Origin of the sequence: Bradyrhizobium sp. LjRoot220, from assembly GCF_964252915.1 — a bacterium.
In the GTDB taxonomy this organism is placed as follows: domain Bacteria; phylum Pseudomonadota; class Alphaproteobacteria; order Rhizobiales; family Xanthobacteraceae; genus Bradyrhizobium.
This window is the reverse complement of the sequence record NZ_CAXUPS020000012.1, coordinates 1-22,603: the sequence shown is the minus strand read 5'-3', so window position 1 is coordinate 22,603 and position 22,603 is coordinate 1. Positions and strand designations below refer to the sequence as shown.

The 22,603-nt window shown below is 63.9% G+C and carries 16 protein-coding genes; 11 read left to right on the top strand and 5 right to left on the bottom strand.

Translation table 11 applies throughout. The features are described from left to right. Positions 1-398 precede the first annotated feature (398 nt). Positions 399-707 carry a HigA family addiction module antitoxin gene (locus tag ACSQ84_RS32460; protein ID WP_436215817.1) on the top strand — a complete coding sequence of 103 codons (309 nt, stop codon included), beginning with the start codon at positions 399-401 and terminating at the stop codon, positions 705-707. 23 nt (positions 708-730) lie between these two features. Here the strand turns inward: ACSQ84_RS32460 and ACSQ84_RS32455 are convergent, their stop codons facing one another. After that, positions 731-2,338: a winged helix-turn-helix domain-containing protein gene (locus tag ACSQ84_RS32455; protein WP_436215816.1), complete on the bottom strand. Its 1,608-nt coding sequence runs from the start codon at positions 2,336-2,338 to the stop codon at positions 731-733. A gap of 236 nt (positions 2,339-2,574) precedes the next feature. Between ACSQ84_RS32455 and ACSQ84_RS32450 the strand changes: the two genes are divergently transcribed. The 3 genes from ACSQ84_RS32450 (at position 2,575) to ACSQ84_RS32440 (ending at position 5,464) form a co-directional block, all read left to right on the top strand. Next, a complete protein-coding gene (locus ACSQ84_RS32450) occupies positions 2,575-3,429 on the top strand; it encodes a class I SAM-dependent methyltransferase (protein ID WP_436215815.1) in 855 nt (284 codons plus the stop codon). 186 nt (positions 3,430-3,615) lie between these two features. Continuing rightward, entirely contained in the window at positions 3,616-4,485 is an 870-nt protein-coding gene (locus ACSQ84_RS32445; protein ID WP_436215814.1) for an alpha/beta fold hydrolase, read from the top strand. Between the two features lie 94 nt (positions 4,486-4,579). After that, positions 4,580-5,464 (top strand): efflux RND transporter periplasmic adaptor subunit, encoded by an 885-nt coding sequence (locus ACSQ84_RS32440; protein WP_436215813.1) that lies wholly within the window; start codon positions 4,580-4,582, stop codon positions 5,462-5,464. A 109-nt stretch (positions 5,465-5,573) separates the two neighbouring features. Here the strand turns inward: ACSQ84_RS32440 and ACSQ84_RS32435 are convergent, their stop codons facing one another. Then, on the bottom strand, positions 5,574-6,416 hold the full coding sequence (locus ACSQ84_RS32435) for a caspase family protein (protein ID WP_436215812.1): 843 nt from the start codon (positions 6,414-6,416) through the stop codon (positions 5,574-5,576). A gap of 321 nt (positions 6,417-6,737) precedes the next feature. Here ACSQ84_RS32435 and ACSQ84_RS32430 point away from each other — a divergent pair, with 321 nt between their 5' ends. The 4 genes from ACSQ84_RS32430 (at position 6,738) to ACSQ84_RS32415 (ending at position 12,129) form a co-directional block, all read left to right on the top strand. After that, complete coding sequence (locus ACSQ84_RS32430; protein ID WP_436215811.1) at positions 6,738-8,474, top strand: hypothetical protein; 1,737 nt, start codon at positions 6,738-6,740, stop codon at positions 8,472-8,474. 260 nt (positions 8,475-8,734) lie between these two features. Further along, complete coding sequence (locus ACSQ84_RS32425; RefSeq protein ID WP_436215810.1) at positions 8,735-9,649, top strand: hypothetical protein; 915 nt, start codon at positions 8,735-8,737, stop codon at positions 9,647-9,649. A 334-nt stretch (positions 9,650-9,983) separates the two neighbouring features. Next, the gene (locus ACSQ84_RS32420; protein WP_436215916.1) at positions 9,984-10,661 is read left to right on the top strand and encodes a thermonuclease family protein; all 678 of its coding nucleotides are present in this window, start codon (positions 9,984-9,986) and stop codon (positions 10,659-10,661) included. Between the two features lie 283 nt (positions 10,662-10,944). After that, entirely contained in the window at positions 10,945-12,129 is a 1,185-nt protein-coding gene (locus tag ACSQ84_RS32415; RefSeq protein WP_436215809.1) for a pyridoxal-phosphate-dependent aminotransferase family protein, read from the top strand. 88 nt (positions 12,130-12,217) lie between these two features. On the opposite strand, the gene ACSQ84_RS32410 is transcribed toward ACSQ84_RS32415, so the two are convergent. Both ACSQ84_RS32410 and ACSQ84_RS32405 read right to left on the bottom strand, forming a co-directional pair. Next, entirely contained in the window at positions 12,218-13,276 is a 1,059-nt protein-coding gene (locus ACSQ84_RS32410) for a hypothetical protein (RefSeq protein ID WP_436215808.1), read from the bottom strand. Positions 13,277-13,326: 50 nt separating this feature from the next. Beyond that, entirely contained in the window at positions 13,327-14,763 is a 1,437-nt protein-coding gene (locus ACSQ84_RS32405; protein ID WP_436215807.1) for an MBOAT family O-acyltransferase, read from the bottom strand. A gap of 162 nt (positions 14,764-14,925) precedes the next feature. Here ACSQ84_RS32405 and ACSQ84_RS32400 point away from each other — a divergent pair, with 162 nt between their 5' ends. Further along, positions 14,926-17,043 carry a S9 family peptidase gene (locus ACSQ84_RS32400; RefSeq protein WP_436215806.1) on the top strand — a complete coding sequence of 706 codons (2,118 nt, stop codon included), beginning with the start codon at positions 14,926-14,928 and terminating at the stop codon, positions 17,041-17,043. Positions 17,044-17,071: 28 nt separating this feature from the next. On the opposite strand, the gene ACSQ84_RS32395 is transcribed toward ACSQ84_RS32400, so the two are convergent. Continuing rightward, complete coding sequence (locus ACSQ84_RS32395; RefSeq protein WP_436215805.1) at positions 17,072-17,677, bottom strand: TetR/AcrR family transcriptional regulator; 606 nt, start codon at positions 17,675-17,677, stop codon at positions 17,072-17,074. A gap of 187 nt (positions 17,678-17,864) precedes the next feature. Between ACSQ84_RS32395 and ACSQ84_RS32390 the strand changes: the two genes are divergently transcribed. Together ACSQ84_RS32390 and ACSQ84_RS32385 are read left to right on the top strand one after the other, a co-directional pair. Then, on the top strand, positions 17,865-19,079 hold the full coding sequence (locus tag ACSQ84_RS32390) for an efflux RND transporter periplasmic adaptor subunit (protein WP_436215804.1): 1,215 nt from the start codon (positions 17,865-17,867) through the stop codon (positions 19,077-19,079). Between the two features lie 137 nt (positions 19,080-19,216). Then, the gene (locus tag ACSQ84_RS32385) at positions 19,217-22,405 is read left to right on the top strand and encodes an efflux RND transporter permease subunit (RefSeq protein WP_436215803.1); all 3,189 of its coding nucleotides are present in this window, start codon (positions 19,217-19,219) and stop codon (positions 22,403-22,405) included. The last annotated feature ends 198 nt before the right edge of the window (positions 22,406-22,603 follow it).

The window sequence follows — 22,603 nt, the reverse complement described above, 5'->3', positions numbered from 1 at the left end:
GCCAGCACCGCGACGTCAGGACCACACGTCTTCGCCGTACGCTTCGGCGCCTTTGGTCAAGGGCACCGTCACGTCCACCGCAAACCCCGTCCAACGTCCGTGACCACGGCCGACGCCCTTCTGAGGAGGACGGGATGGCCAAGCTATGCTCCTGAGTCGGCCTTCCGTAAAAGCGAAATATTTTTTATTTTGGGGCTTGACATGACTTCTTTAAAACAGAAGTGATTTGCCCGACGGGCCAATCGTCGCGGCCTGTAGCCTGTAACCCGGATAAGCAACGCGACATCCGGGGCTTGCGCTGATCCCGTATATCGCTCCGCTCAAGCGGGCTACTCGCTAGAATGTTGGTGCCCAAGCCGCGTTAGGATACAATGTGGACGATCATAGGGATCCGTCAGATGTTGATGACAAAACGCAAGCCGGCGACGATTGGTGAAATTCTGGTCGAGGAATTCATGCAGCCGAACGGCCTGACGCAGGGTGCGCTGGCCGAAGCCATGGGTGTGCAACGCAAGCATGTCAACGACCTATGCAACGATCGCCGCAACGTGACTGCGGCGACCGCGCTCATTCTTGCCCGCGTATTCGGCAACAGCGCGGATTTCTGGCTGAATGTGCAGCGGCGAACCGACCTTTGGGAAGCGATGCACTCGCCGCGTGAACGCAAGCGGATTGAACGCGCACGGCCGCTGACGAAGGCGGCGTGAAATCCGCCGCGGCCTGGATCGTGCTACCCCAACCCCGCCCTTCTAAACCCCTCCAGATAATGCGCCCGGTCCGCCTCGTGCTCATACGGCATTTCGCTCGCCAGCCACGCCAGCGAGATGTTCGGCTGGGCCGCGCGCAGCCCCTCCAGCGCCGCGGCGGCGGCCTTGACGTGGCCGGACATGCCGAGGGAGGCCGTCAGCACGCGGTGGGCGCCGACGAAATCGGGGCGCTGGCGCAGCGCTTCGCGGGAGAGGCGGATCGCCTCCTCGTAGTTGCGGCCGACATACTGGCAATAGGCGGCGACGCCGCAATAGATGCCGGCAAAGGGATCGCGCGGGGAAAAGCGCAGCGCCTGCCGGGCGGCGGCGTCGCCTTCCTGCCAGCGCCCGCGATAGGACAGCGCCACGCCATAGACGCCGCGCGCGGGGGAGAAATTCGGATTGAGCCGCAGCGCCAGCTCGAACTCGGCGATGCAATCGTCAAAGCGGCGGTTGAACAGATAGACGCTCGCCAGCGCATAATGCGCCCAGGCATCCTCGCTGTCGGCGCGGATCGCGGCCAATGCGGCGCGCTCGGCTGACGACACCGCCGACGGCATCGCCTCCCAGCCCATATGGGCCGCAAAGGTGTGGCAGGCCGCGAGCAGACTGAGCGCCTGGCCGTAGCCGGGATCGACCGCAATGGCTTTTTCCAAGAGCGCCTGCGCCACCAGATTGTCCGCCCGCGTCACCCGCCAGTAATGCGACAGCGCGCGCATCAAGAGATCCCAGGCGTCCATATTGTCGGGCGTCTTGCGCTGGCTGCGGAAATTCTCGGCGGCGTAAAGCTGCGGCTCGATCGCGGCGACCACGGCCTGCGTGATCTCGTCCTGCACCGCGAACACGTCGGCGAGGTTGCGGTCGTAGCGCTCGGCCCACAGATGACTGCCGGTGACGACATCATTGAGCTGGGCAGTGATGCGCACCTGGTCGCCATCCTTGCGCACCGAACCCTCGATGACATAGCCGACCCCGAGCTCCTCGCCGATCTGCTTTAAGTGCACCTGACGGCCGCGATAGACGAAGGCGGAGTTGCGGGCGATGACATAGAACCAGCGTAGCTTTGACAGCGCGGTGATGATGTCTTCGGAAATGCCTTCGGAAAAATATTCCTGCTCGGGCTCGCCGGAGATGTTTGTAAACGGCAGCACGGCGATGGCGGGGCGGTCGAGCGGGGGGAGCGAGGCGGGTTCGCGGGACAGCAGCGGCTGCGGCGTCGTGAGCTGGGGCAGATCGGGCTGCAAGGGCGCCGCAGGCACGGCTTGCGGCAGCGCCTTGGCGCACGGCGTCTTGACGTCGCCGACGAAACGAAACCCTTTCCGCGCGATGGTGCGGATCAGCGCCTGGTCCTTGCCGGTGTCGCCGATCGCGGTCCGCGCGGCGTTGATGCGGCTGGTCAGCGTGGATTCGGAGACGATGCGGCCGTGCCAGATGCTCTCGATCAGGTCGTCCTTGGAAACGACGCGGTCGCGGTGCTCGACCAAATAGGTCAGCAGGTCGAACACCTGCGGCTCGACTGCGACATTTTGGCCATCGCGGGTCAGCTCCCGCACGGCGGTGTCGAGCACAAGGTTGGCAAACTGGAACTGCACGCGACGATCCCCGTGGCCTGTTGATCGGACGCGCGTTGAACCCGGTTTTGCCGGGATTTCCGCGCGGGGACGCTCAATTAACGCGCTCAAATCAGCCATGGCGTGTCCTACCTCACAGAAAAATCAGGGTGTCCTCAAGGCAAAATCAGCCCCCTGTCAGAGTCTTTAGGTCCTCCGAGGGGCATGTTCGGTTCAGCGGTCGCCCCCGTGACCGCATCACCCGGAGGAAACACCGCATGGCCACCCCAGCTGCCGCCACCGCCCCGAGCATGCCCGCCGCCGCGCCCGCGCCAGATCTGGCCGCGCTGAAGACCAGGCAGCAGGCGGCGTGGTCATCCGGCAATTACGCCGTCGTCGGCGCGACGCTACAGATCGTCGGCGAGGAATTGTGCGAGGCGATGGATCTGAAAGCCGGCTCCACGGTGCTGGATGTCGCCGCCGGCAACGGCATGGCCTCGCTCGCCGCAGCAAGGCGCTGGTGCGAGGTGACGTCGACCGATTACGTGCCGGCGCTTTTGGAGCGCGGCCGGGCGCGCGCCGCCGCCGAAGGCATGACGATGGAGTTTCGCGAGGCGGATGCGGAGAACCTGCCGTTCGCCGACAACAGCTTTGACGTGGTGCTGTCGACCTTCGGCGTGATGTTCACGCCGAACCAGGACAGAGCGGCTTCCGAATTGCTGCGCGCGTGCAAGCCGAAGGGACAGATCGGGCTCGCCAACTGGACGCCGGATGGTTTTATCGGCCAGGTGTTCAAGACGCTCGGCAAGCATCTGCCGCCGCCGGCCGGCGCAAAATCGCCGGCGCTGTGGGGCACGCGCGCCCGGCTCACCGAAATGTTCGATGCGGGGGCGAGCTCGGTCAAGGCGGAATCCCGGCTGTTCAATTTCCGCTACCGCTCGGCCGAGCATTTCCTCGACGTGTTCAAGACCTTCTACGGCCCGGTGCTGAAAGCGTTCGCGGCACTGGAGCCGGCCAGGCAGGAGGAGCTGCACAACGACCTGCACGCCCTGATCGTGCGCATGAACCGCGCCGGCAATGGCAGCCTGGTGGTGCCGAGCGAATATCTCGAAGTGGTGATTACGAAGCGATGACGCTTCACTTTTTTGCTTCCTACCTCGCCCCGCTTGCGGGGAGAGGTCGACGCGAAGCGTCGGGTGAGGGGGTACAGGTCTCTCCATTGGCACAAGCGCTCGCGGTGAGAGCCCCTCACCCCGACCCTCTCCCCGTGAAGAACGGGGAGAGGGAGATATCGCGCAAGAACACACAGGATTGCTTCGATGAATATCTCGACTCAAGCATCTTCACGTCAAAGCGCCACCGCCTCCGTCGTCGCGCTGCATTGCTCACTCGGTTCGGGACGCCAGTGGAGCAAGCTCGCCGCCGAACTCGGGCCCGGCGTCAAATTCGTTGCGCCGGATCTGATCGGCTATGGCAATAACATCAGCAGCTTCGACCTGCCGGTGACGCTGGCGCGGGAAGTGGAATGTCTGCGCGAGACATTGCATGACGCCGAGGGACCGATCCATCTGGTCGGCCATTCCTATGGCGGCGCCATCGCGTTCAAGATCGCGACCGATCCGGATTACGAGCATCGCATCCGCAGCCTGACGCTGATCGAGCCGGTGCTGCCGACGCTGCTCTTGGAAAGTGCGCCGGACCGGCGGCTGCACGACCAGTTCGCCGATCTCGCCGCCGAGGTGCATCGGGATCTGCGGGACGGCGCCGTGCTGGAGGCGATCGACAAGTTTTCCGAATTCTGGTGCGGCTCCGGCCCGCGCGAACCGCTGTCACCGGCCGCGCGCATCCGCATGATCGAGCACGCGGAACGGCTGGCGTTCGATTTCGCGGCCGCATTCGCCGAACAAAACGTCACGATGGCCGCGGCCTCGCTGCGGGCGCCGACGCTGCTGTTCTCAGGCGGGCAATCGCCGAACCTGACCCAGCGCATCGTCCGCCGGCTGGCCGCGGTCATGGACAGCGCCGAGATGCGCCATCTGCCGGATGCCGGCCATATGCTGGCGATGACCCATGCCGGGATCATCAACCCGGCGATCGCGGCCCACATCGCCCGGGCCGATGAACTCGCCGGCGTGCCGCTGGCGGCCGGTCCGCGCGCAGCGAAGCTGGCAAGGCTGGCCAGCGGTTGAGCGGCTTTGCCGCTTGGCGCGGCGGTCGGGCATCTGGTATCGATGAGCCCGGAACCGGGCCAGGAAACGGGCCAAGAATGGAAACGAAACGCCGATGATCACCGCGCGCGAGCTCAAGCTGCCTGCTCTGCTGGTTCTGGGGGCGCTCGGCCTCGCCGCGCCGGCCGCGCTCGCCGCCGAGGAAGAGGCGCCGCCCAAGGGCGCCGCGGTAACGGTGTTCAAGGCCGCCAAATCCTGCTTCGGCAACAATGTCGAGGTGTCCGGCAACATCATTGCGCGCGAGGAGACGCAGGTGCGGCCCGAGCGCATGGGGCTGAAGGTGGCCGAAGTGCTGGTCGATGCCGGCGATACCGTCACCGCCGGGCAAACTTTGGCCCGGCTGACGCTGCCGGAAGGCGGCACGGTGCTGGTGCAGGCCCCGGTCGCCGGGCTGGTTTCGGCCTCGACGGCCGCGGTCGGCGCCATGGCGTCGGGCAAGGGCGAGGCGCTGTTTTCGATCATCGCGCGCAGCGAGTTCGACCTGGTCGGGCTGGTGCCGACCCGCGACATCGCCAAACTCCAGATCAACCAAAGTGCGCGGATCAAGGTGATCGGCGCCGGCGAAGTCGATGGCCGGGTGCGGCGGCTGTCGACCACGGTCGAGCCCAATAGCCAGCTCGCCCAGGTCTTCATCGCCATCACCACCAACCGGCGTCTGTTGGTCAATTCAGCCGGGCGGGCGCAGATCAAGACAGGCCAGAGCTGCGGCATCTCGGTGCCGCTGACCGCGATTCTCTACGGCAATGCCGGCACCGTGGTGCAGGTGGTGAAACGCCAGCGCGTCGAGACGCGGCGGGTGGAAACCGGGTTGATGTCGCAGGGCCAGGTCGAGATCCGCGAGGGCATCGTCGAAGGCGATATCGTGGTTGCCCGCGCCGGCGCGCTGCTGCGCGAGGGCGATCCGGTGCGGCCGGTGATGGTGGCCGCGGAGCAGAAGTGACGGCGCATAGCCGTCATGGCCGGGCTTGACCCGGCCATCCATCGATCTTGAGAGAAGTTTTTTAGATGGATGCGCGGGTCAAGCCCGCGCATGACGAGTTGTGTTCGTCTCAGCCGCCGATGGCGACGTCTTCGAGCAGCGAGGAGGACACCGAGGGAACCTGCTCGCCGGCGCTGGCGCGGGAGATCGAGACGCGGGTCTTGTTGAAGGCGGTCTCGAGGCCAGCGTCGGGAGCGGCGAGGTTGTTGAGCAGCTCGGACATCAGGACGCTGTACTGGCCTTTGGAATCGTCGGCCACCTTGCCCGGCGTCGCCGAGGTCAGGATCAGCGCGTTTTCCGGTGCCGAGATCGGCGCCAGGCCGTGCGAATAGGAACGGAACCGGCGCTCATAGGGGTTACGGCGGGAGGCGTCGACGACGACGAGCTTGGCCTTGGCACCCAGGTCCCTCATCGCGTCGAGCACGGACTCGATGCTGACACCGTCGCGGCGGATGTCGGCTTCCTTCCAGATCACGGCATCGACCGGGATCATGTAGCTCTGGCGGCCGACCTGGACGCCGTAGCCGCCGAAGAACAGCATCACGACGCTGTCGGGCTTGATCTTGGCTTTCAGCCGGCCGATGGCGCGGGCCATGTCGTCCTTGGTGGCGTCTTCCACCACGTCGACGTCAAAACCCTTGCCGCGCAGGGCCGCGGTCAGACCGCGCGCGTCATTGATCGGCTGCGCCAGCGGCGCCGCGGCGTCGGGATAATGGCCGTTGCCGATCACCAGTGCGACGCGGGAAGTCTTGGTGGCGACATCGGAATTCTGTTCGGTCGCGATCGCCTTGGCGACATCGAGCGAACGCTTGTTGAGCGCCGCATGGGCGCCGATCGCCAGCGACACCAAGCCGACCAACGCGGCGACCACGGTGACCGTGCGGCGTGAGATGCGAAGCTTACCGTCCATCATTCAATTCCCAATCGTTGACCAGGGCGCGCCAAGTTAGTCGCGCCAGTGCCGTTTAGGTTTGAGGGGTTGCGAAGGAGGTGTGCCGCCGAATTGTGGCAATTTGCGGCACCGCAACAAAGAAACCCTTAACCCGCAGGGAGGTCCCGGGCAACCTCCTTTGGCGCATGGCGTTCCCCAAGGAGATGTTGGTACTAAATCGGGACAATTTATGTGACTTGCGTCACATTTGTGTTTCCCGCTGATTTGTATCATTTTCAATGGCTTGCAGGCCGGCGGCGGATTCGACGGCCCTCGACTCACGGTTCCGGCGAAAGAGACTGCATGGGCTTTCAATATTTCGCCGGCGCCGCGTACCGTGCGCTGACCGCCCGCAAGGACGGCCCGTCGCTCTATGACGTCTGCGATCCTCTATTGCTGAACTATCGCGGCGGCGACCCCCATCTCGGCAAGTTCTATCGAACAGCCCTTGGTAACCCCGCGTTGCGCCCGCTGCTGTGCCGGACCGGACTGCCGCAATTGCGCGACGAAGCCCGGCTGCAGTCGCTGCGTGAGGCGCTGACCCGCGCCCGCGACGAGGACGCGCCGGACTGGGAGGCGGTCGGTCAACCGATCGCCGAACTGATGGCGACGATCGATGTCCGCCACCCAAAGCCGGCACCGGCCGTGGCCCCCGCGCACGCGCCCGATCTCGCCGACATCGAGCGCGTGATCCGCACCTGCGGAGCCCATCTGCTGCGCTCGTTCGCCAAGAACGGCTTCATCCCGACCTACGCTGCGTTCAACCTGCTCGGCGATGCCGACATGGGCGGGCGCGAAATGCTGATGGCGCTGACCGGGCTCAACTCGCGCGGCTACAAGAACTCGACCCTGCTGTTCAATCTGGCGCGGATCTTCATCGCGCATTCGCCGGCGCGCGCGCTGATCAACCCGCCCTGGACCGGCATCGCCGAGCCGATGTGGGAACCGATGCAGATCCGGCACCGCTCGGCCTATTACGACGCCTTCTTCACCGAGGCGCTGCTCAGCTTCATCGAAACCGGTTTGCCCTCCGTTGACCAGAGTGCCGCCTCGCGCCGCGCCATAACCGAGATGGTCGATTTTTGTCTCGCCACCAGCGCCGAGGAAGTGCCGTCGCATGACGGCTCGACGGTGCGCGTCATCACCGCGCTGGCGCCGCTGCCGCATCCGCGCTTTTCAAAATTCTTTTCCCAGATCAAGCAGGATCTCGGCTTCGGCATCTACGTGCCGGACTGCGACACCACGGCCTGCTCGTTTTCGGCGGCGACACAGGCAGGTTCCAACGATCCGATCCTCGACCAGCCGCTGCTGGATTTCTACCGGGGATATCAGGTCCGCAGCGGCGCCAACGAGCCCCGCGTGACGGTGCCGCTGAACGACAATGTCGAGTACGAGGGCGGCGTCGTCACCTGGATCGACAACCTCGCCGGTGACCGCCCCTACGGCAACGACCTCGACCCCACGCTCAACCTCGACATCCTCGAAGTCAGCTTCCGCAACGCTGCGCGCTGGAAGGTCATCGAGACGCCGTCACGGCTGGAGACGGTTCACCGCATCATCGGCTTCCAGAAGCGCCTGGTGGAAACCGGCGCGTTCACCAATCCGCGCTCGCACATCTATTATCTGCCGGAACTCTATTGCGCCTATTTCGGCCGCTGCTATGCCGCCTTCATCGCGCTGCCGCTGGCGGCGCGGCTGGCGATCGATCCGCAAAACACCTTCGACTTCATTCGCGGCCGCGTGCTGGCCTATGTCGAGGGCGAGCTGATCACCCACGAGATGAACGCCTTCGACGCCGCGCTGGCGCTGATGGCGCTGGCGCATCTCGGCGCCGATGCGGCAAGCTTCACGCCTGCGCTGCATTGCATCGTCGCCCATGTCGGCGAAGGCGGCCGCCATGGTCCCTTCAAGGCCTATGAGTGGAACAAGATGAAAACTCCGACGCGCATCCTGGTCGGCGGCCCCGAGGTGACTTCGGCCTTCGTGCTGATGGGGCTGGCGCTGGCAAGAGGGGTGATGATGCGGGGCGGCAGGACGTAACAATCAACGTGCCGCCTGCGCTGCTTCGGCCGGAAAGTTGCCATGGCCTTCCGCGGGCCTGAGCGTAGGACAGCCTTGCTCAAAATTTCAGCGCGCGTTGTGCGTGTGTCGCCAAATCAGCGTGACCGCCGTCACTGAGCACGCGCGACGATTAAATCAGGATGAGCGCCACGAGCCGCATGGTGCGGCCTCGGAAATCCACCCGGCTCGCCGTGAACCGACGCGCAAGTCCGGATGATCTCACCCGACAGGAGCCCACCATGTTTCATCACTCGATCACCCACAAGTCGATTACCCGCAAGTCCACGCTGCTCACGATCGCGCTCGGCCTGAGCGCCATCGGATCCACCCTCATGCCGGCCGCGGCCAATGCCTTTGGCCCGGGCGGCTATCGTCATTACGACACGCACCGGCCACACGCCCCCACGCAGTCGGGCCGCCCGACCAACAAACCGACCCAAGCCGGCAGCAACTGGGGCGGCTATGGCGGCAACGGCGGACCGATTCGTGTTCCGGGCAGTGTTCCGGGCAGCACGGGCGCCAGTTCCGGCCGGCCCGGACCGGTCTGGGTTCCGCCCGGTGGCGGCACTCAAGCCGGCAACGGTACCAGCACCACCCCTTGTGGCGCCAAGTGGTGTGGCGGCGGCGGCACCAAGCCCAGGCCGGACAAAGACTGCGGAATCTTCGGCCACTTGCCAGGCTGTGGCAGCTCGCAGAGTAGCGGCAACTGGCCGAACAAAGGCCCCTCGCAGGGCGGCGGCTACCCGCCGGGTGGCGGTTACCCGGGCACGCCTCCAAGCGGCGGCAACGGCAACACCTATCCGAGCGGTGGCAACACCTATCCGGGCGGGCATCGGCCGGACCGCTATCCGCCCATCATCGTGGAAAGGCCGCCCGTGGTTGTTCAGGCTCCGCCGGTCTATGTCCGGCCGCAGCCCGTGGTCGTTCAGGCACCGCCAACCTATGTCCGGCCGCAGCCCGTGGTGATGGCTGCGCCGGCCGCTCCGGCGCCCGCTGCCGCACCGGCACCCTGCACCTGCCTCACCAAAGAGTATCAGACCGACGGCAGCGTGGTGTTCCGCGATCTCTGCACGCGTGAAGCGGCGGTGGCGACCGCGGCCGACCTGCAGGCGCAGGCCCAGGCCACCGCGCAGCCGCAGACGACGGCGCGCTAATACAAGCAAGCGAGACATCGGACGCCGACCAGGCGTTCGATGTCCGTTGTTTTCCTGGCACCCGATCTCACAGAATAGTCAAACGGCGTCTGTTTCGAGGCAGGTAACAGGACGCCTTAAGCAAAGGGTAAGAGGGACCGCTCGATTCTGACGGGAAGTTGAAAGCCATGCGACCCCGGAACACTGGCGAGCCGGCCTCAATGTCCGCACAATCCGCGCAATTATTGTGCAAATATTCGCGCCGGGATTGCCGATGAAATTGAAGATCTGGAAATCCAAGATCTGGAAATCAAAGATTTGGTTTTGCGCTGCTGTGATTTTGTCGCTGCCCACGATGGCGCACGCCGCAGACATCACCGGCGTCCCGAAAATCCGCCAAGGCGACCAGCTTCAGATCGGCAACACCCGCATCCGGCTCGCCGGCATCGACGCGCCGGCGGTGGATCAACTCTGTCTTAACAACAAGGGCGAACGCTGGACCTGCGGGGTCGCGGCGCGCGACGAGATGATCAAGCATTTTGGCCACAAGAGCTGGACCTGCCGTGCCCGCGCCGTGGATCGCCGCGGCCGCACCGTGGCGCGATGCGAGGTCGGCGGCGAGGACGTGCAGAAATGGATGGTCGCCAACGGCTGGGCGCTGGCCTCCGTTCGAATTTCGCGCGACTACGAGGCGGATGAAAAAGCCGCGCGCGAGGCCAAGGCAGGCATGTGGCAGGGCGCCTTCATTGCGCCGTGGGACTGGCGCGCCCGCAACAAGAAAACCGTCATTCTCGGCGCCGCCAAGCCGCCCGAAAACGCCAGTACGATTCTGCAGGCATCCGCCTCCGGCTCGGTCGCGCCGTCGCCCGACTGCACCATCAAGGGCAACGTCAACCGTTCGGGCGAGTGCATCTTCCACCAGCCCACCAGCCGCTGGTATGCGAAGATCGAAATGAAGATCAGCAAGGGCACGCGCTGGTTCTGCTCGGTCGACGAAGCCGAAGCCGCGGGCTGCCGCGAGACCAAACGTTAGGGCGGGATGAACATAGCCCGTGGCCCATCCTTCGTGGCTCGCTGCGCTCGAGCCCGCCGGCGAGTGCAATGAGGAAACAGCTGCCATTTGCCGCCATTGCTCCGAGATGGAGCAAGCCTTTTTGGGGCTCTGCATTGCTCCGCTGCGCTCTCATGCACAAACGCTTGGCGTTTGTTGCAGACAATGGCGGCTCCGATCGATTATTGTCACGCTCCTACCCAGCAAACCTTGCCAAACCTTGGGTGCCTTGATTCTGCATTCCACCAACAAGGAACAAAAACAAATGACCGTTCGCGCGGGCCGGGAATTTCTGGCCATCCCCGGACCCACCACCATGCCCGACGAAGTGCTTCAGGCGATGCACCGTCCGGCGCTCGATATCTATTCCAAAGAAATGCTGGACCTGACGCACGGCCTGCTCGGCGATCTCTCCAAGCTGTTCGCGACCAAGGGCCACTCCTACATCTACATCGCCAACGGCCATGGCGCCTGGGAAGCGACGCTCTCCAATGTGCTGTCGCGCGGCGACAAGGTGCTGGTGCTGGAAAGCGGACGCTTTGCGATCGGCTGGGGCCAGGCCGCGGCCGCGATGGGCGCTGAGGTCGAGGTGCTGAAAGGCGACTGGCGCCGCGCGATCCGCCCGGCCGAAGTCGAGGCGCGCCTCAAGCTGGACAAGGAGCACAAGATCAAGGCCATCGTCGCCGTGCAGATCGATACCGCTTCGGGCGCTCATAACGACGTCGAAGCGATCGGCAAGGCGATCAAGGCTTCGGGTCATCCTGCGCTCTTCATGGTCGACACGGTTGCCTCGCTGGGCTGCGTACCGTTCGAAATGGACGCCTGGGGCATCGATGTCGCGATGTCCGGTTCGCAGAAGGGTCTGATGACGCCGCCGGGCCTCGGTTTCGTCGCCGCCAACGACCGCGCGCGCGAGGTGCACAAGAAGGCAAACCTGCGCACGCCCTATTGGGACTGGACCGAGCGCGAAGGCAGCGAGCATTACCGCAAATATGCCGGCACCGCGCCGGTGCATCTCTTGTTCGCGCTGCGCAAGGCGATCGATATGCTCCACGCCGAAGGCCTGGAAAATGCCTTCCTGCGCCACCGGCTGCTCGCCGAAGCGGTTCGCCGCGCGGTCGCGGTCTGGGCCGAGGGCCAGGTCATCGGCTTCAACATCGCGGAAGCAAACGAGCGCTCCAACACCGTGACGACGGTGACGGTGAACGGCCATGACCCCGCCGCGCTGCAGCGCTATTGCAAGGAAAAATGTGGCGTGGTGCTTGGGACCGGCATCGGCGACCTCTCCGGTCAGGCGTTCCGGATCGCGCACATGGGCCACGTCAACGCGCCGATGGTCCTGGGCACGCTCGGCGTCATCGAAGTCGGCCTCAACGCCCTCAACATCCCCCACGGCAAGGGCGGAACCGAAGCCGCGATCGAATGGCTCGGCGAAAGCGTGGGCGCGTGATCGGTCGCCGCGGCACGGTTCAACGATCCAACGATAGATGGTGGGCACGGCGCAAGCGCGCCTTTGCCCACCCTACAGTTTTCCCTCGTTAACGCTCGAGCTGATACGCCTCGATCTGCGCCTTGAGCCGTTCCAGCGACGCCAATGGCGCTGCGCGATCGACCTGATATTTTTTCGTCGCCAGCAGCCCCAGCACCTTCAGATCGGTGGCGGGCGAGTGGTGAATGACGTCGCCGTAATTGTTCAGATCGTGGGTGATCTCGCGGGCCTCGCGAAAATCATGCAGATTGACGTTCGCAAACTGCAGCAGGCGCGGCGCGGCATAGGCCGAGAAATCCGTCACGATCTTCAGCGTCGAGGGCGAGGCGTCCCGCATCGACACGAATTGCAGGATCGAATAGGGCGGAAAATAGATATCGAACGTCACGTCGGGACTGGCGGCGATCAGACCGATTGCATCGCGCTCGAAGTTCCGGACCAGGGCGTCGTAATCGTAGCCTTGCGCGATGAGGAAACGGTTCGCAGGATCGATGATGCGCTTGTAGGACGCCAGCGCGTTCTTCGCATTGTAGAAGCCGGCGACGTCGAAGCGGGGATGCAGCGCATTGATGTCGTCGACATCAGCGATCGGAAACCGGAACATGACACCGGTGGTCAACCGCGCGATCAACGGCTGCAGCGGCGGTATCGACCGCAGCGCGATCCACAGCGATTCGCGCGCCATGCTGCCGCTGGACAGGTAACTGGCGATGCCACTGGCATTGCGGCGGTAGAGATTGACCGGAATATAGGAACTGTCGGCATCGACGTCGATCGAATCGCGGAAGATCCATTCGTCCATCTGCCAGAGGACGCGTTTGGGATGCCGCTCCATCGCGGCGTCCAGCACAAACTTCTGCTCCTTCGAGGTCGAGCCGGCCAGCGCCAGCTTCAGCGAGCGGACACCCAACGCCTTGTCGATATCGCTCTGCCGGTAATGAACCGCGAGCGATGTGCCCATGAACACCGTGTCGAATTGCTGGCTGCGGATCAGCCCGGCATTCTGCATGCGCGGATCCTGCGAATACATCGCCGCAAACAGCCGCGCCGGCCGGAACAGCTGCAGCGGATCGACCGCATAAGTGAGCGCGACGGCCGCGGCGAGCATGAGCGCCGCCGCGCAAAGGAATCTGGGGAGATATTTGGCCGGATTGCGCATCAGAACCTGAAATAGATGAATTCGCTGTGCTGCTGGATTCCGAGGATCCCGAACGCCAGCACCGCGGCGGTCGCATAAATAAAGAGCGGGCGCATCTTCCAAGCGCTGAGCCCCTCACCCACCCTTCTGTTGCGATGGTCGTAACCCATGATCTGCTGCGTGTTCGGGCCGAACCAGGCGATCCCGGCATAGATCAGCACGAAGAGGCTTTGCGCAATTTCGAGGCGGCCGAACGCGATGTTGCCGGGGTCGGCCATTTTCGACAACACGGAGAGCGCGTTCGTCATGCTGTCGGCGCGAAAGAACACCCAGGCCACGACGACGGCGAGAAACGTAAGGATCAGGCCGGCAACCCTGGCAAGGCCTGCGAAACGCGGCGGAGCTGTCGGCGCAAAATTGTTCCAGGCGTGGTTGATGCAGAGATAGGCGCCATGCAGCGCGCCCCAGGCCACGAACGTCCAGGCCGCGCCGTGCCAGAGGCCGCCGAGCAGCATGGTGATCGCCAGATTGACATAGCGAAGCAGTGGGCCGTGGCGGTTGCCGCCGAGCGGGATGTAGAGATAATCGCGCAGGAACTGCGACAGCGTCATGTGCCAGCGCCGCCAGAACTCGATGATCGAGGTCGCCTTGTAGGGCGAGTTGAAGTTCAGCGGCAGGAAGATGCCGAACATCAGCGATATCCCGATCGCCATGTCGGAATAGCCGGAGAAATCAAAATAAAGCTGGAACGTATAGGCCAGCGCGCCGATCCAGGCCTGATCGAAGGTCGGCGTATTCGGCCCGAACGCGACCGCAACCAGCGGCTGGATGCCGTCGGCAAGACAGCTCTTCTTGAACAGGCCGATCGCGAAGATAATCAGGCCGCACAGGATCAGGTGCGGATCGGGACGCTTGGCCTCGGCGCGCTCGAACTGCGGGATCATATCCTTGTGGTGCAGGATCGGCCCGGCGATCAGATGCGGGAAGTATGTGACGAACAGCGCGTAATGCGGCAGCGCATAGCGCGCGACATTGCCTCTGAATGCATCGACCAGGAAGGCGATCTGGGTGAAGGTGTAGAAGGAGATGCCGACCGGCAGCAGGATGTTGACGACGAAGCTCGTCGCAAACATCGCGTTGAGATTGGCGGCGACGAAGCCGGCGTATTTGAAGATGCCGAGCAGCAGCAAATCGCCGGCGACGCCAATCGTCAGCACGGCAAAGCGCCAACTGGGATGCAACTTCCGTTCGATCAGGAGATAGCCGGCGCCGTAATTGAACGCGATCGAGCCAAGTAGCAGCAGCACGAATTGCCAATTGCTCCAGGAGTAAAAGGCGAGCGATGCCAGCGCCAGCCACATCACGGGCGCCAGATTGCTGCGGCGGCCAAAGGCAAAATAGCCGGCCAGCACGACTGGCAGGAACGCAAAAATAAACAGGTAGGAATTGAAGAGCATAAGGCCTTTCTCAAGCGCGCCGAAAAGCCTAACCATACAAGCCAGCCGCCAACAAGCCAGCGGGCAACCCTTCTGGCAATTGGCGCTTTCGACCCGATATAAAGCCGAGCGCGCAATAAAGCCGAGCGCGCACGAAATTTCCAGGAACTGAACGAGGATCGCTTGACCCAACCGACGACCAAAGGCCATTCACTGCCGGCGCCGGTCGCGCCGCGCCGGCCGCATTCCTTCACCACCCATGGCATCAATGTGACGGACGATTATGCGTGGCTGAAGGACGCCAAATGGCAGGAGGTGCTGCGCGATCCCTCGATCCTCGACGGCGATATCAGGCAATATCTGGAAAGCGAGAACGCCTACACCGAGAGCCTGCTAGGCCACACCTCGCCATTGCAGAAGAAGCTGGTCGCGGAGATGCGCGGGCGCATCAAGGAGGATGATTCCAGTGTGCCGGCGCCGGACGGTCCGTTTGCTTACCTGCGGAAGTTTCGCGAAGGTGGCCAGCACGAAATGTTCGGCCGCACCCCGCGCGATGGCGGCGACGTCGAGATCGTGCTCGACGGCGACGCGCTGGCGGCATCCCACAACTATTTCAAGTTCGGCGGCGCGCGGCATTCGCCCGATCACAAATTGCAGGCCTGGAGCGCCGACACCAAGGGCTCGGAATATTTTTCCATCCGCGTGCGCGACTGGGCCAGCGGCAAGGACCTTGACGACCTCGTCGAGGAGACCGATGGCGGGGTGGTCTGGAGCACGGACGCAAAGAGCTTCTTCTACGTCAAGCTCGACGACAACCACCGGCCGATGCAGGTCTGGCGCCATCGCCTCGGCACCAGGCAGGCGGACGATGCGCTGGTCTATGAGGAAAAGGATTCCGGCTGGTTCACCCACCTGCATGAAAGCGCCAGCGGGCGGTTTTGCGTGATCGCCGGCGGCGACCATGAGACCTCCGAGCAGCGCCTGATCGACCTCGCTCATCCCGAGACGCCACCGCGGCTGGTCGCTGCGCGCGAGGAAGGCGTGCAATATTCGATCGCCGACCGCGGCGACGAATTGTTCATCCTCACCAACGCCGATGACGCAATCGACTTCAAGGTGATGACCGCGCCGCTGGCAGCACCCGAGCGCGCGAACTGGCGCGACTTGATTCCGCACCGCGCAGGTATCTATGTGCTCGATGTCGAGCTCTATGCCGGCCACATGGTACGGCTGGAGCGCGCCAACGCGCTGCCCGCCATCATCATCCGCGATCTCACATCAGGCGAAGAGCACGCCATCGCCTTCGACGAGGCCGCCTATTCGCTCGACACCATGGGCGGCTATGAATTCGAAACCACCAATTTGCGGTTTTCCTATTCGTCGATGACGACGCCGTCGGAAGTCTATGATTACGACATGGCGACGCGAACCCGGGTGCTGCGCAAGCGGCAGGAGATTCCGTCCGGCCACAACCCGGCCGATTACGTCACCACGCGGATCATGGCGACCTCGCATGACGGCGCGCAGGTGCCGGTCTCGATCCTGCATCGCAAGGATCTGGTGCGCGACGGCAACGCGCCGCTGCTGCTGTATGGCTACGGCTCCTATGGCATGGCGATGCCGGCCTCATTCGCCGCCAACCGGCTGTCGCTGGTCGACCGCGGTTTTGTCTACGCGATCGCGCACATCAGAGGCGGCGCCGACAAGGGCTGGGGCTGGTATCTCGACGGCAAGCGAGAAAAGAAGACCAATTCGTTCGACGACTTTGCGGCAGCGGGCCGCGCACTGATCGAGGCCAAATACACCAGCGCCAAACGCATCGTCGGCCATGGCGGCAGCGCCGGCGGCATGCTGATGGGCGCGGTCGCCAACCGCGCAGGCGAATTGTTCGCCGGCATCGTCGCGGAAGTGCCGTTCGTCGACGTGCTCAATACGATGCTGGACGACACGCTGCCGCTGACGCCGCCGGAATGGCCGGAATGGGGCAACCCGATCGAGAGCGAAAAGGATTTCCGCACCATCCTGTCCTATTCGCCCTACGACAATATCGAAGCCAAGGACTATCCGCTGATTCTGGCGATGGGCGGACTGACCGATCCGCGCGTCACCTATTGGGAGCCCGCAAAGTGGATCGCGCGATTGCGCGCGACGATGGCCGGTGGCGGCCCGGTGCTACTCCGCACCAATATGGGCGCCGGCCATGGCGGCGCGTCGGGGCGCTTCAACCGGCTCGACGAAATCGCGATCGTGTACGCGTTTGCGCTGTGGGCAGTGGGATTAGCTGAGAAGGCGGAGGTGTGAACTCCTCCCTCGCCCCGCTCTTGCAGCGTCAGACCGTTGCCGGATTCGGCGGCGGCCATGTGCGCAGCGCCATCTCGGCGATCTTGCGCAGTTGCTCGCGCGTCGTCCCGCCGGCCGCCTGCACCGCCATCCCCTGCAGGAACGCGGAGAGATAGGCTGCGAGATCGGCAGCATCGGATCCCTGAGGCAGGTCGCCTTCGACGATCGCCCGCTCGCAGCGCTCACGCAAATCCTGTTCGCCCTTGGCGCGGCGTGACATCAATTCCTGCTTGATGGATTCGGCGGCATCGCCGCAGCTCAGCGCGCCCTGGACCGCCAGACATCCCGGCGGATGGTTGGGATCCGTGACGGCGTCGGCGCTTTCGTACAGCAAGTGTTCGACCACGGCGCGCATGGTCGGCTTGGCCAGTGCGACCTGGACGTAACCGCCGGGACCGTCGACATAACGATCCAGCGCCTTGCGAAACAGTTCTTCCTTGTTGCCGAACGCGGAATAAAGGCTTGGCCTGGTGATCCCCATGGTTTCCGTGAGGTCCGCCATCGACGCGCCTTCGTAGCCTTTGCGCCAGAATACCTGGAGCGCCAGGTCGAGCGCCTTGTCGACATCGAATTCGCGGGGCCGTCCCATGGCCATGTGGGGTCCTCCTTTAGTTTCCTACCAATCGTTAGTTAAGTGACTTGACAGTCGATGTCGATGGGCCATCTATACCGGACGTTACGAATGTGTGCGCTGCAACGTGAGCGGGGATCGGGTGTCGTCACCGGGTCCGTCTGTCGAAACGGGGGTTCGCAGCGCAAGTGTCCTGCCGGATGGGGTCTTCATGAAAAATAAAAATATAATCAAAAACAAACGCTTGGTTGGAGCAGGGCTGGTGCTGGCCGCCTTGGCCATCGGCGCGGGTGCGATCTTTCTGAGCGGTCGGGGCGGAAGCGCGCAGGCCGAGACGACCGCGGCAGCCCCGGCGGCCCTGCCGGTCTCGGTCTCCGTCGTCGCGCCGCAGCAGACCGTACCTTGGGACGAGTTTTCCGGCCGGCTTGAGGCTGTCGAACGGGTGGAAATCCGCTCCCGCGTCGCAGGCGCCATTCAGGATATCCACTTTACGGAGGGTGCGCTGGTCAAACAGGGCGACCTGTTGATCCAGATCGATCCGTCGCTGTATGCGGCCGACGTGGCGCGCGCCGAAGGGCAGGTGGCGGCAGCCAAGGCGCGCCTGATCCTCACCAGGAGCGATTTCGAGCGCGGCCAGCAATTGACGGATTCGCGCACAATCTCGCAGCGGGATTTTGACGGTCGCGTCAACGCCTACCGCGAAGCCGAAGCCAATCTGAAGGCGGCCGAGGCGACGCTGCAAACGGCAAAACTCAATCTCGGTTATACCGAGATCCGCGCGCCGGTCGCGGGGCGGGTCGGCAAGCTCGAGATCACCGTCGGCAATCTGATCGCCGCCGGACCCGGCACGCCGGTGCTGACCACGCTGGTCTCGGTCAATCCGATTTATGCCAGCTTCAATGCCGACGAGCAGGTGGTGACGCGGGCGTTGCGGACGCTGGCCGATGAATCGACGCCGTCCGAGATCGGACGCATCCCGGTGAAGATGGGGACCGGCACCTCCGACGGCACGCCCTACAAGGGCCGGATGCAGCTAATCGACAACCAGGTCGATGCGCGCAGCGGCACCGTGCGGGTGCGGGCGGTGTTCGACAACGCCGACGGCCGCCTGATGCCCGGCCAGTTCGCGCGGCTGCTGATGGGACAGCCCAAAGCCGAGCCGGTTTTGCTGATCAGCGAACGCGCCGTCGGAACCGACCAGAACAAGAAATTCGTGATGGTCGTCGACAACGACAGCAAGGCGGAATATCGCGAAGTTGCGCTCGGCGTATCGATCGACGGCATGCGCGTGGTGACCAGCGGGCTGCAGGCCGGTGACCGCATCGTGGTCAAGGGACTGCAGCGCGTGCGTCCAGGTGCGCTGGTCGCGCCCGAGGTGGTGGCGATGGGTTTTGCTTCTTCCGCGACCGAGGTGGCGCAGCGCTAGCAATCTGACCCCGGTGCTCTTACGAGAGCACCGGGCAAATATCAAAAAGCAACAGAAATAAAATCAGTGCGGTCGATCACGGTCGGCCGCGCCGGGACCCTTGCGCTTCGCAGCCCGGCTATCAGCGAGACTGTGTCATGAACTTTTCCAGATTCTTCATCGATCGGCCGATTTTCGCAGGCGTGCTGTCGACCCTGATCTTCGTCGCGGGACTGTTGTCGCTGCCGGCGCTTCCGATCTCGGAATATCCGGAAGTGGCGCCACCGACGGTGGTGGTGCGCGCGCAATATCCGGGTGCCAACCCCAAGGTCATCGCCGAGACGGTATCGACGCCGATCGAGGAGCAGATCAACGGGGTCGAAGGCATGCTCTATATGAGCAGCCAGGCCACTACCGACGGATTGATGACGCTCAACGTGACGTTCCGGCTCGGCACCGATCCCGACAAGGCCCAGCAACTAGTGCAAAATCGCGTGGCGCAGGCCGAGCCGCGGCTGCCCGCCGAGGTCCGCACCCTCGGCATCACCACGATCAAGAGCGCGCCCGATCTCACCATGGTGGTGCATCTGCTGTCGCCCAACGGCCGCTACGACATGACCTATTTGCGCAACTATGCCGTGCTCAACGTCAAGGATCGGCTGGCGCGCATCGAAGGCGTCGGCCAAGTGCAACTGTTCGGCTCCGGCGACTATTCGATGCGGGTCTGGCTCGATCCGCAGAAGGTCGCCGAGCGCGGGCTGTCGGCCGCCGACGTGGTACGCGAAATCCGGGCGCAGAACGTCCAGGCGGCAGCCGGCGTGGTCGGAGCATCGCCAAGCGAAGTCGGGCTCGATTTGCAGCTCTCCATCAACGCGCAGGGGCGGCTGCAGACCGAGGAAGAGTTCGGCGAGATCATCGTCAAGAACGGCGCCAATGGCGAAGTCACGAGGCTGCGCGACATCGCCCGGATCGAGCTGGGTGCCGCGGACTATTCGCTGCGCTCGCTTCTGGACAACAAATCAGCGGTCGCGGTTCCGATCTTCCAGTCGCCGGGCTCCAATGCCATCCAGATTTCCGACACCGTCCGCAAGATGATGGTCGAGCTGAAGGCGAACATGCCCGACGGCATGGATTACAGCATCGTCTATGACCCCACGCAATTCGTTCGGGCCTCGATCGAGGCGGTGGTGCACACGTTGCTGGAAGCCGTGGCCCTCGTGGTGCTGGTCGTCATCCTGTTCCTGCAGACCTGGCGTGCATCGATCATTCCGCTGATCGCAGTGCCGGTTTCCATCATCGGCACCTTTGCCGTCATGCATGTATTCGGCTTCTCGATCAACGCACTGACACTGTTCGGGCTGGTGCTGGCGATCGGCATCGTCGTCGATGACGCCATCGTCGTGGTCGAAAACGTCGAACGCAACATCGAGCAGGGGCTAACGCCGAAGGAGGCGGCGTATCAGGCGATGCAGGAAGTCACCGGGCCGATCATCGCGATCGCGCTGGTGCTGATCGCGGTGTTTGTGCCGTTGGCGTTCATTACCGGATTGACCGGCCAGTTCTACAAGCAGTTCGCGCTGACGGTGGCGATATCGACGGTGATTTCCGCATTCAATTCGCTGACGCTGTCGCCCGCGCTGGCGGCGGTGCTGCTGAAATCCCATGATGCACCAAAGGACGCGCTGACCCGCGGCATGGACCGCGTGCTCGGCTGGTTCTTCCGGCGTTTCAACCGCTTCTTTCACCGCAGTTCCGAAGCCTACGGCCACGGCGTCAAGCGGGTGATCTCGCGGCGGGCGATCGTGATGGTCGGCTATGTCGCGCTGATCGGCGTCACGTTTGGGCTGTTCAAGGCGGTGCCCGGCGGCTTTGTCCCCGGCCAGGACAAGCAATATCTGGTCGGTTTCGCGCAACTGCCTGACGGCGCGACGCTGGACCGCACGGAAGAGGTGATCCGCCGCATGGGCGATATCGCCTTGAAGCTGCCGGGCGTCGAAAGCGCTGTGGCGTTTCCCGGCCTGTCGATCAACGGTTTTACCAACAGCTCCAATTCGGGGATCGTGTTCGTCACCTTGAAGCCGTTCGAGGAGCGCAAGGCGGCCAATCTCAGCGCGGGCGCGATCGCCGGCCAGCTCAACGGCAAGTTTTCCGCGATCCAGGAAGCTTTCATTGCCATGTTCCCGCCGCCGCCGGTGGCCGGATTAGGCACCATCGGCGGCTTCAAACTGCAGATCGAGGACCGCGCCGGGCTCGGCTACGACGCGCTCAACGACGCTACCAAGGCGTTCATCGCCAAGGCCAGCGCGGCTCCGCAACTGGCCGGGCTGTTCTCCAGCTATCAGGTCAACGTGCCGCAGCTATATGCCGATATCGACCGCACCCGGGCGCGGCAGCTCAGCGTGCCCGTGACCAGCGTGTTTGAGACCATGCAGATCTATCTCGGCTCGCTCTACGTCAACGACTTCAACAAGTTCGGCCGCACCTATTCGGTGCGGGTGCAGGCGGACGCGAAATTCCGCGCCCGCGCCGACGACGTCGGGCTGTTGAAGGTGCGCTCCGACACCGGCGAGATGGTGCCGCTGTCGGCGCTGCTGAAGATCAAGGAAAGCGCCGGACCGGAGCGCGCCATGCGCTACAACGGCTTCCTCACGGCCGACCTCAACGGCGGTGCGGCGCCCGGCTATTCGACCGGGCAGGCCCAGGCTGCGGTGGAGAAGATCGCGGCAGAAACCTTTCCGAAGGGCATCGCGTTCGAGTGGACCGACCTGACCTACCAGGAAATCATAGCCGGCAATTCGTCGCTGATCGTGTTTCCAGTGGCACTGCTGCTGGTATTCCTGGTGCTCGCTGCGCAGTACGAGAGCCTGACCCTGCCGCTGTCCATCATCATGATCGTGCCGATGGGATTGCTGGCGGCGATGCTCGGTGTCTGGCTAACCAGGGGCGACAACAACGTGTTCACCCAGATCGGGTTGATCGTGCTGGTGGGATTGTCGGCCAAGAACGCCATCCTGATCGTGGAGTTCGCGCGCGAGCTGGAATTCGCCGGGCGTACGCCAGTGCAAGCCGCGATCGAAGCCAGCCGACTGCGGCTGCGGCCGATCCTGATGACTTCGCTTGCCTTCATCATGGGCGTGGTGCCGCTGGTGATCTCCAGCGGCGCCGGTTCGGAGATGCGTCATGCCATGGGCGTTGCGGTGTTTTCAGGCATGATCGGCGTCACGGCGTTCGGCATCTTCTTCACGCCGATGTTCTACGTGCTGCTGCGCGCATTGGCCGGCAACCGGCCGCTGACGCAACATGGCGAAGCATCGGTGCGAAATATCGCGCACAGCCCGGCGGAGTGAGACGACGAAGGCGCGGCCGTACGGCGTTCGCGCTGTGGACGGGATTGGCGGAACAGGCCGAGGTGTCGCTTCTCCCTCGCCCCGCGCTTGCGGGGAGAGGGTTGGGGTGAGGGGCTCTATCCGCAAGTTCGGTGTGCGTGATGAGACCTGTACCCCCTCACCCGGATCGCAAGAGCGATCCGACCTCTCCCCGCAAGC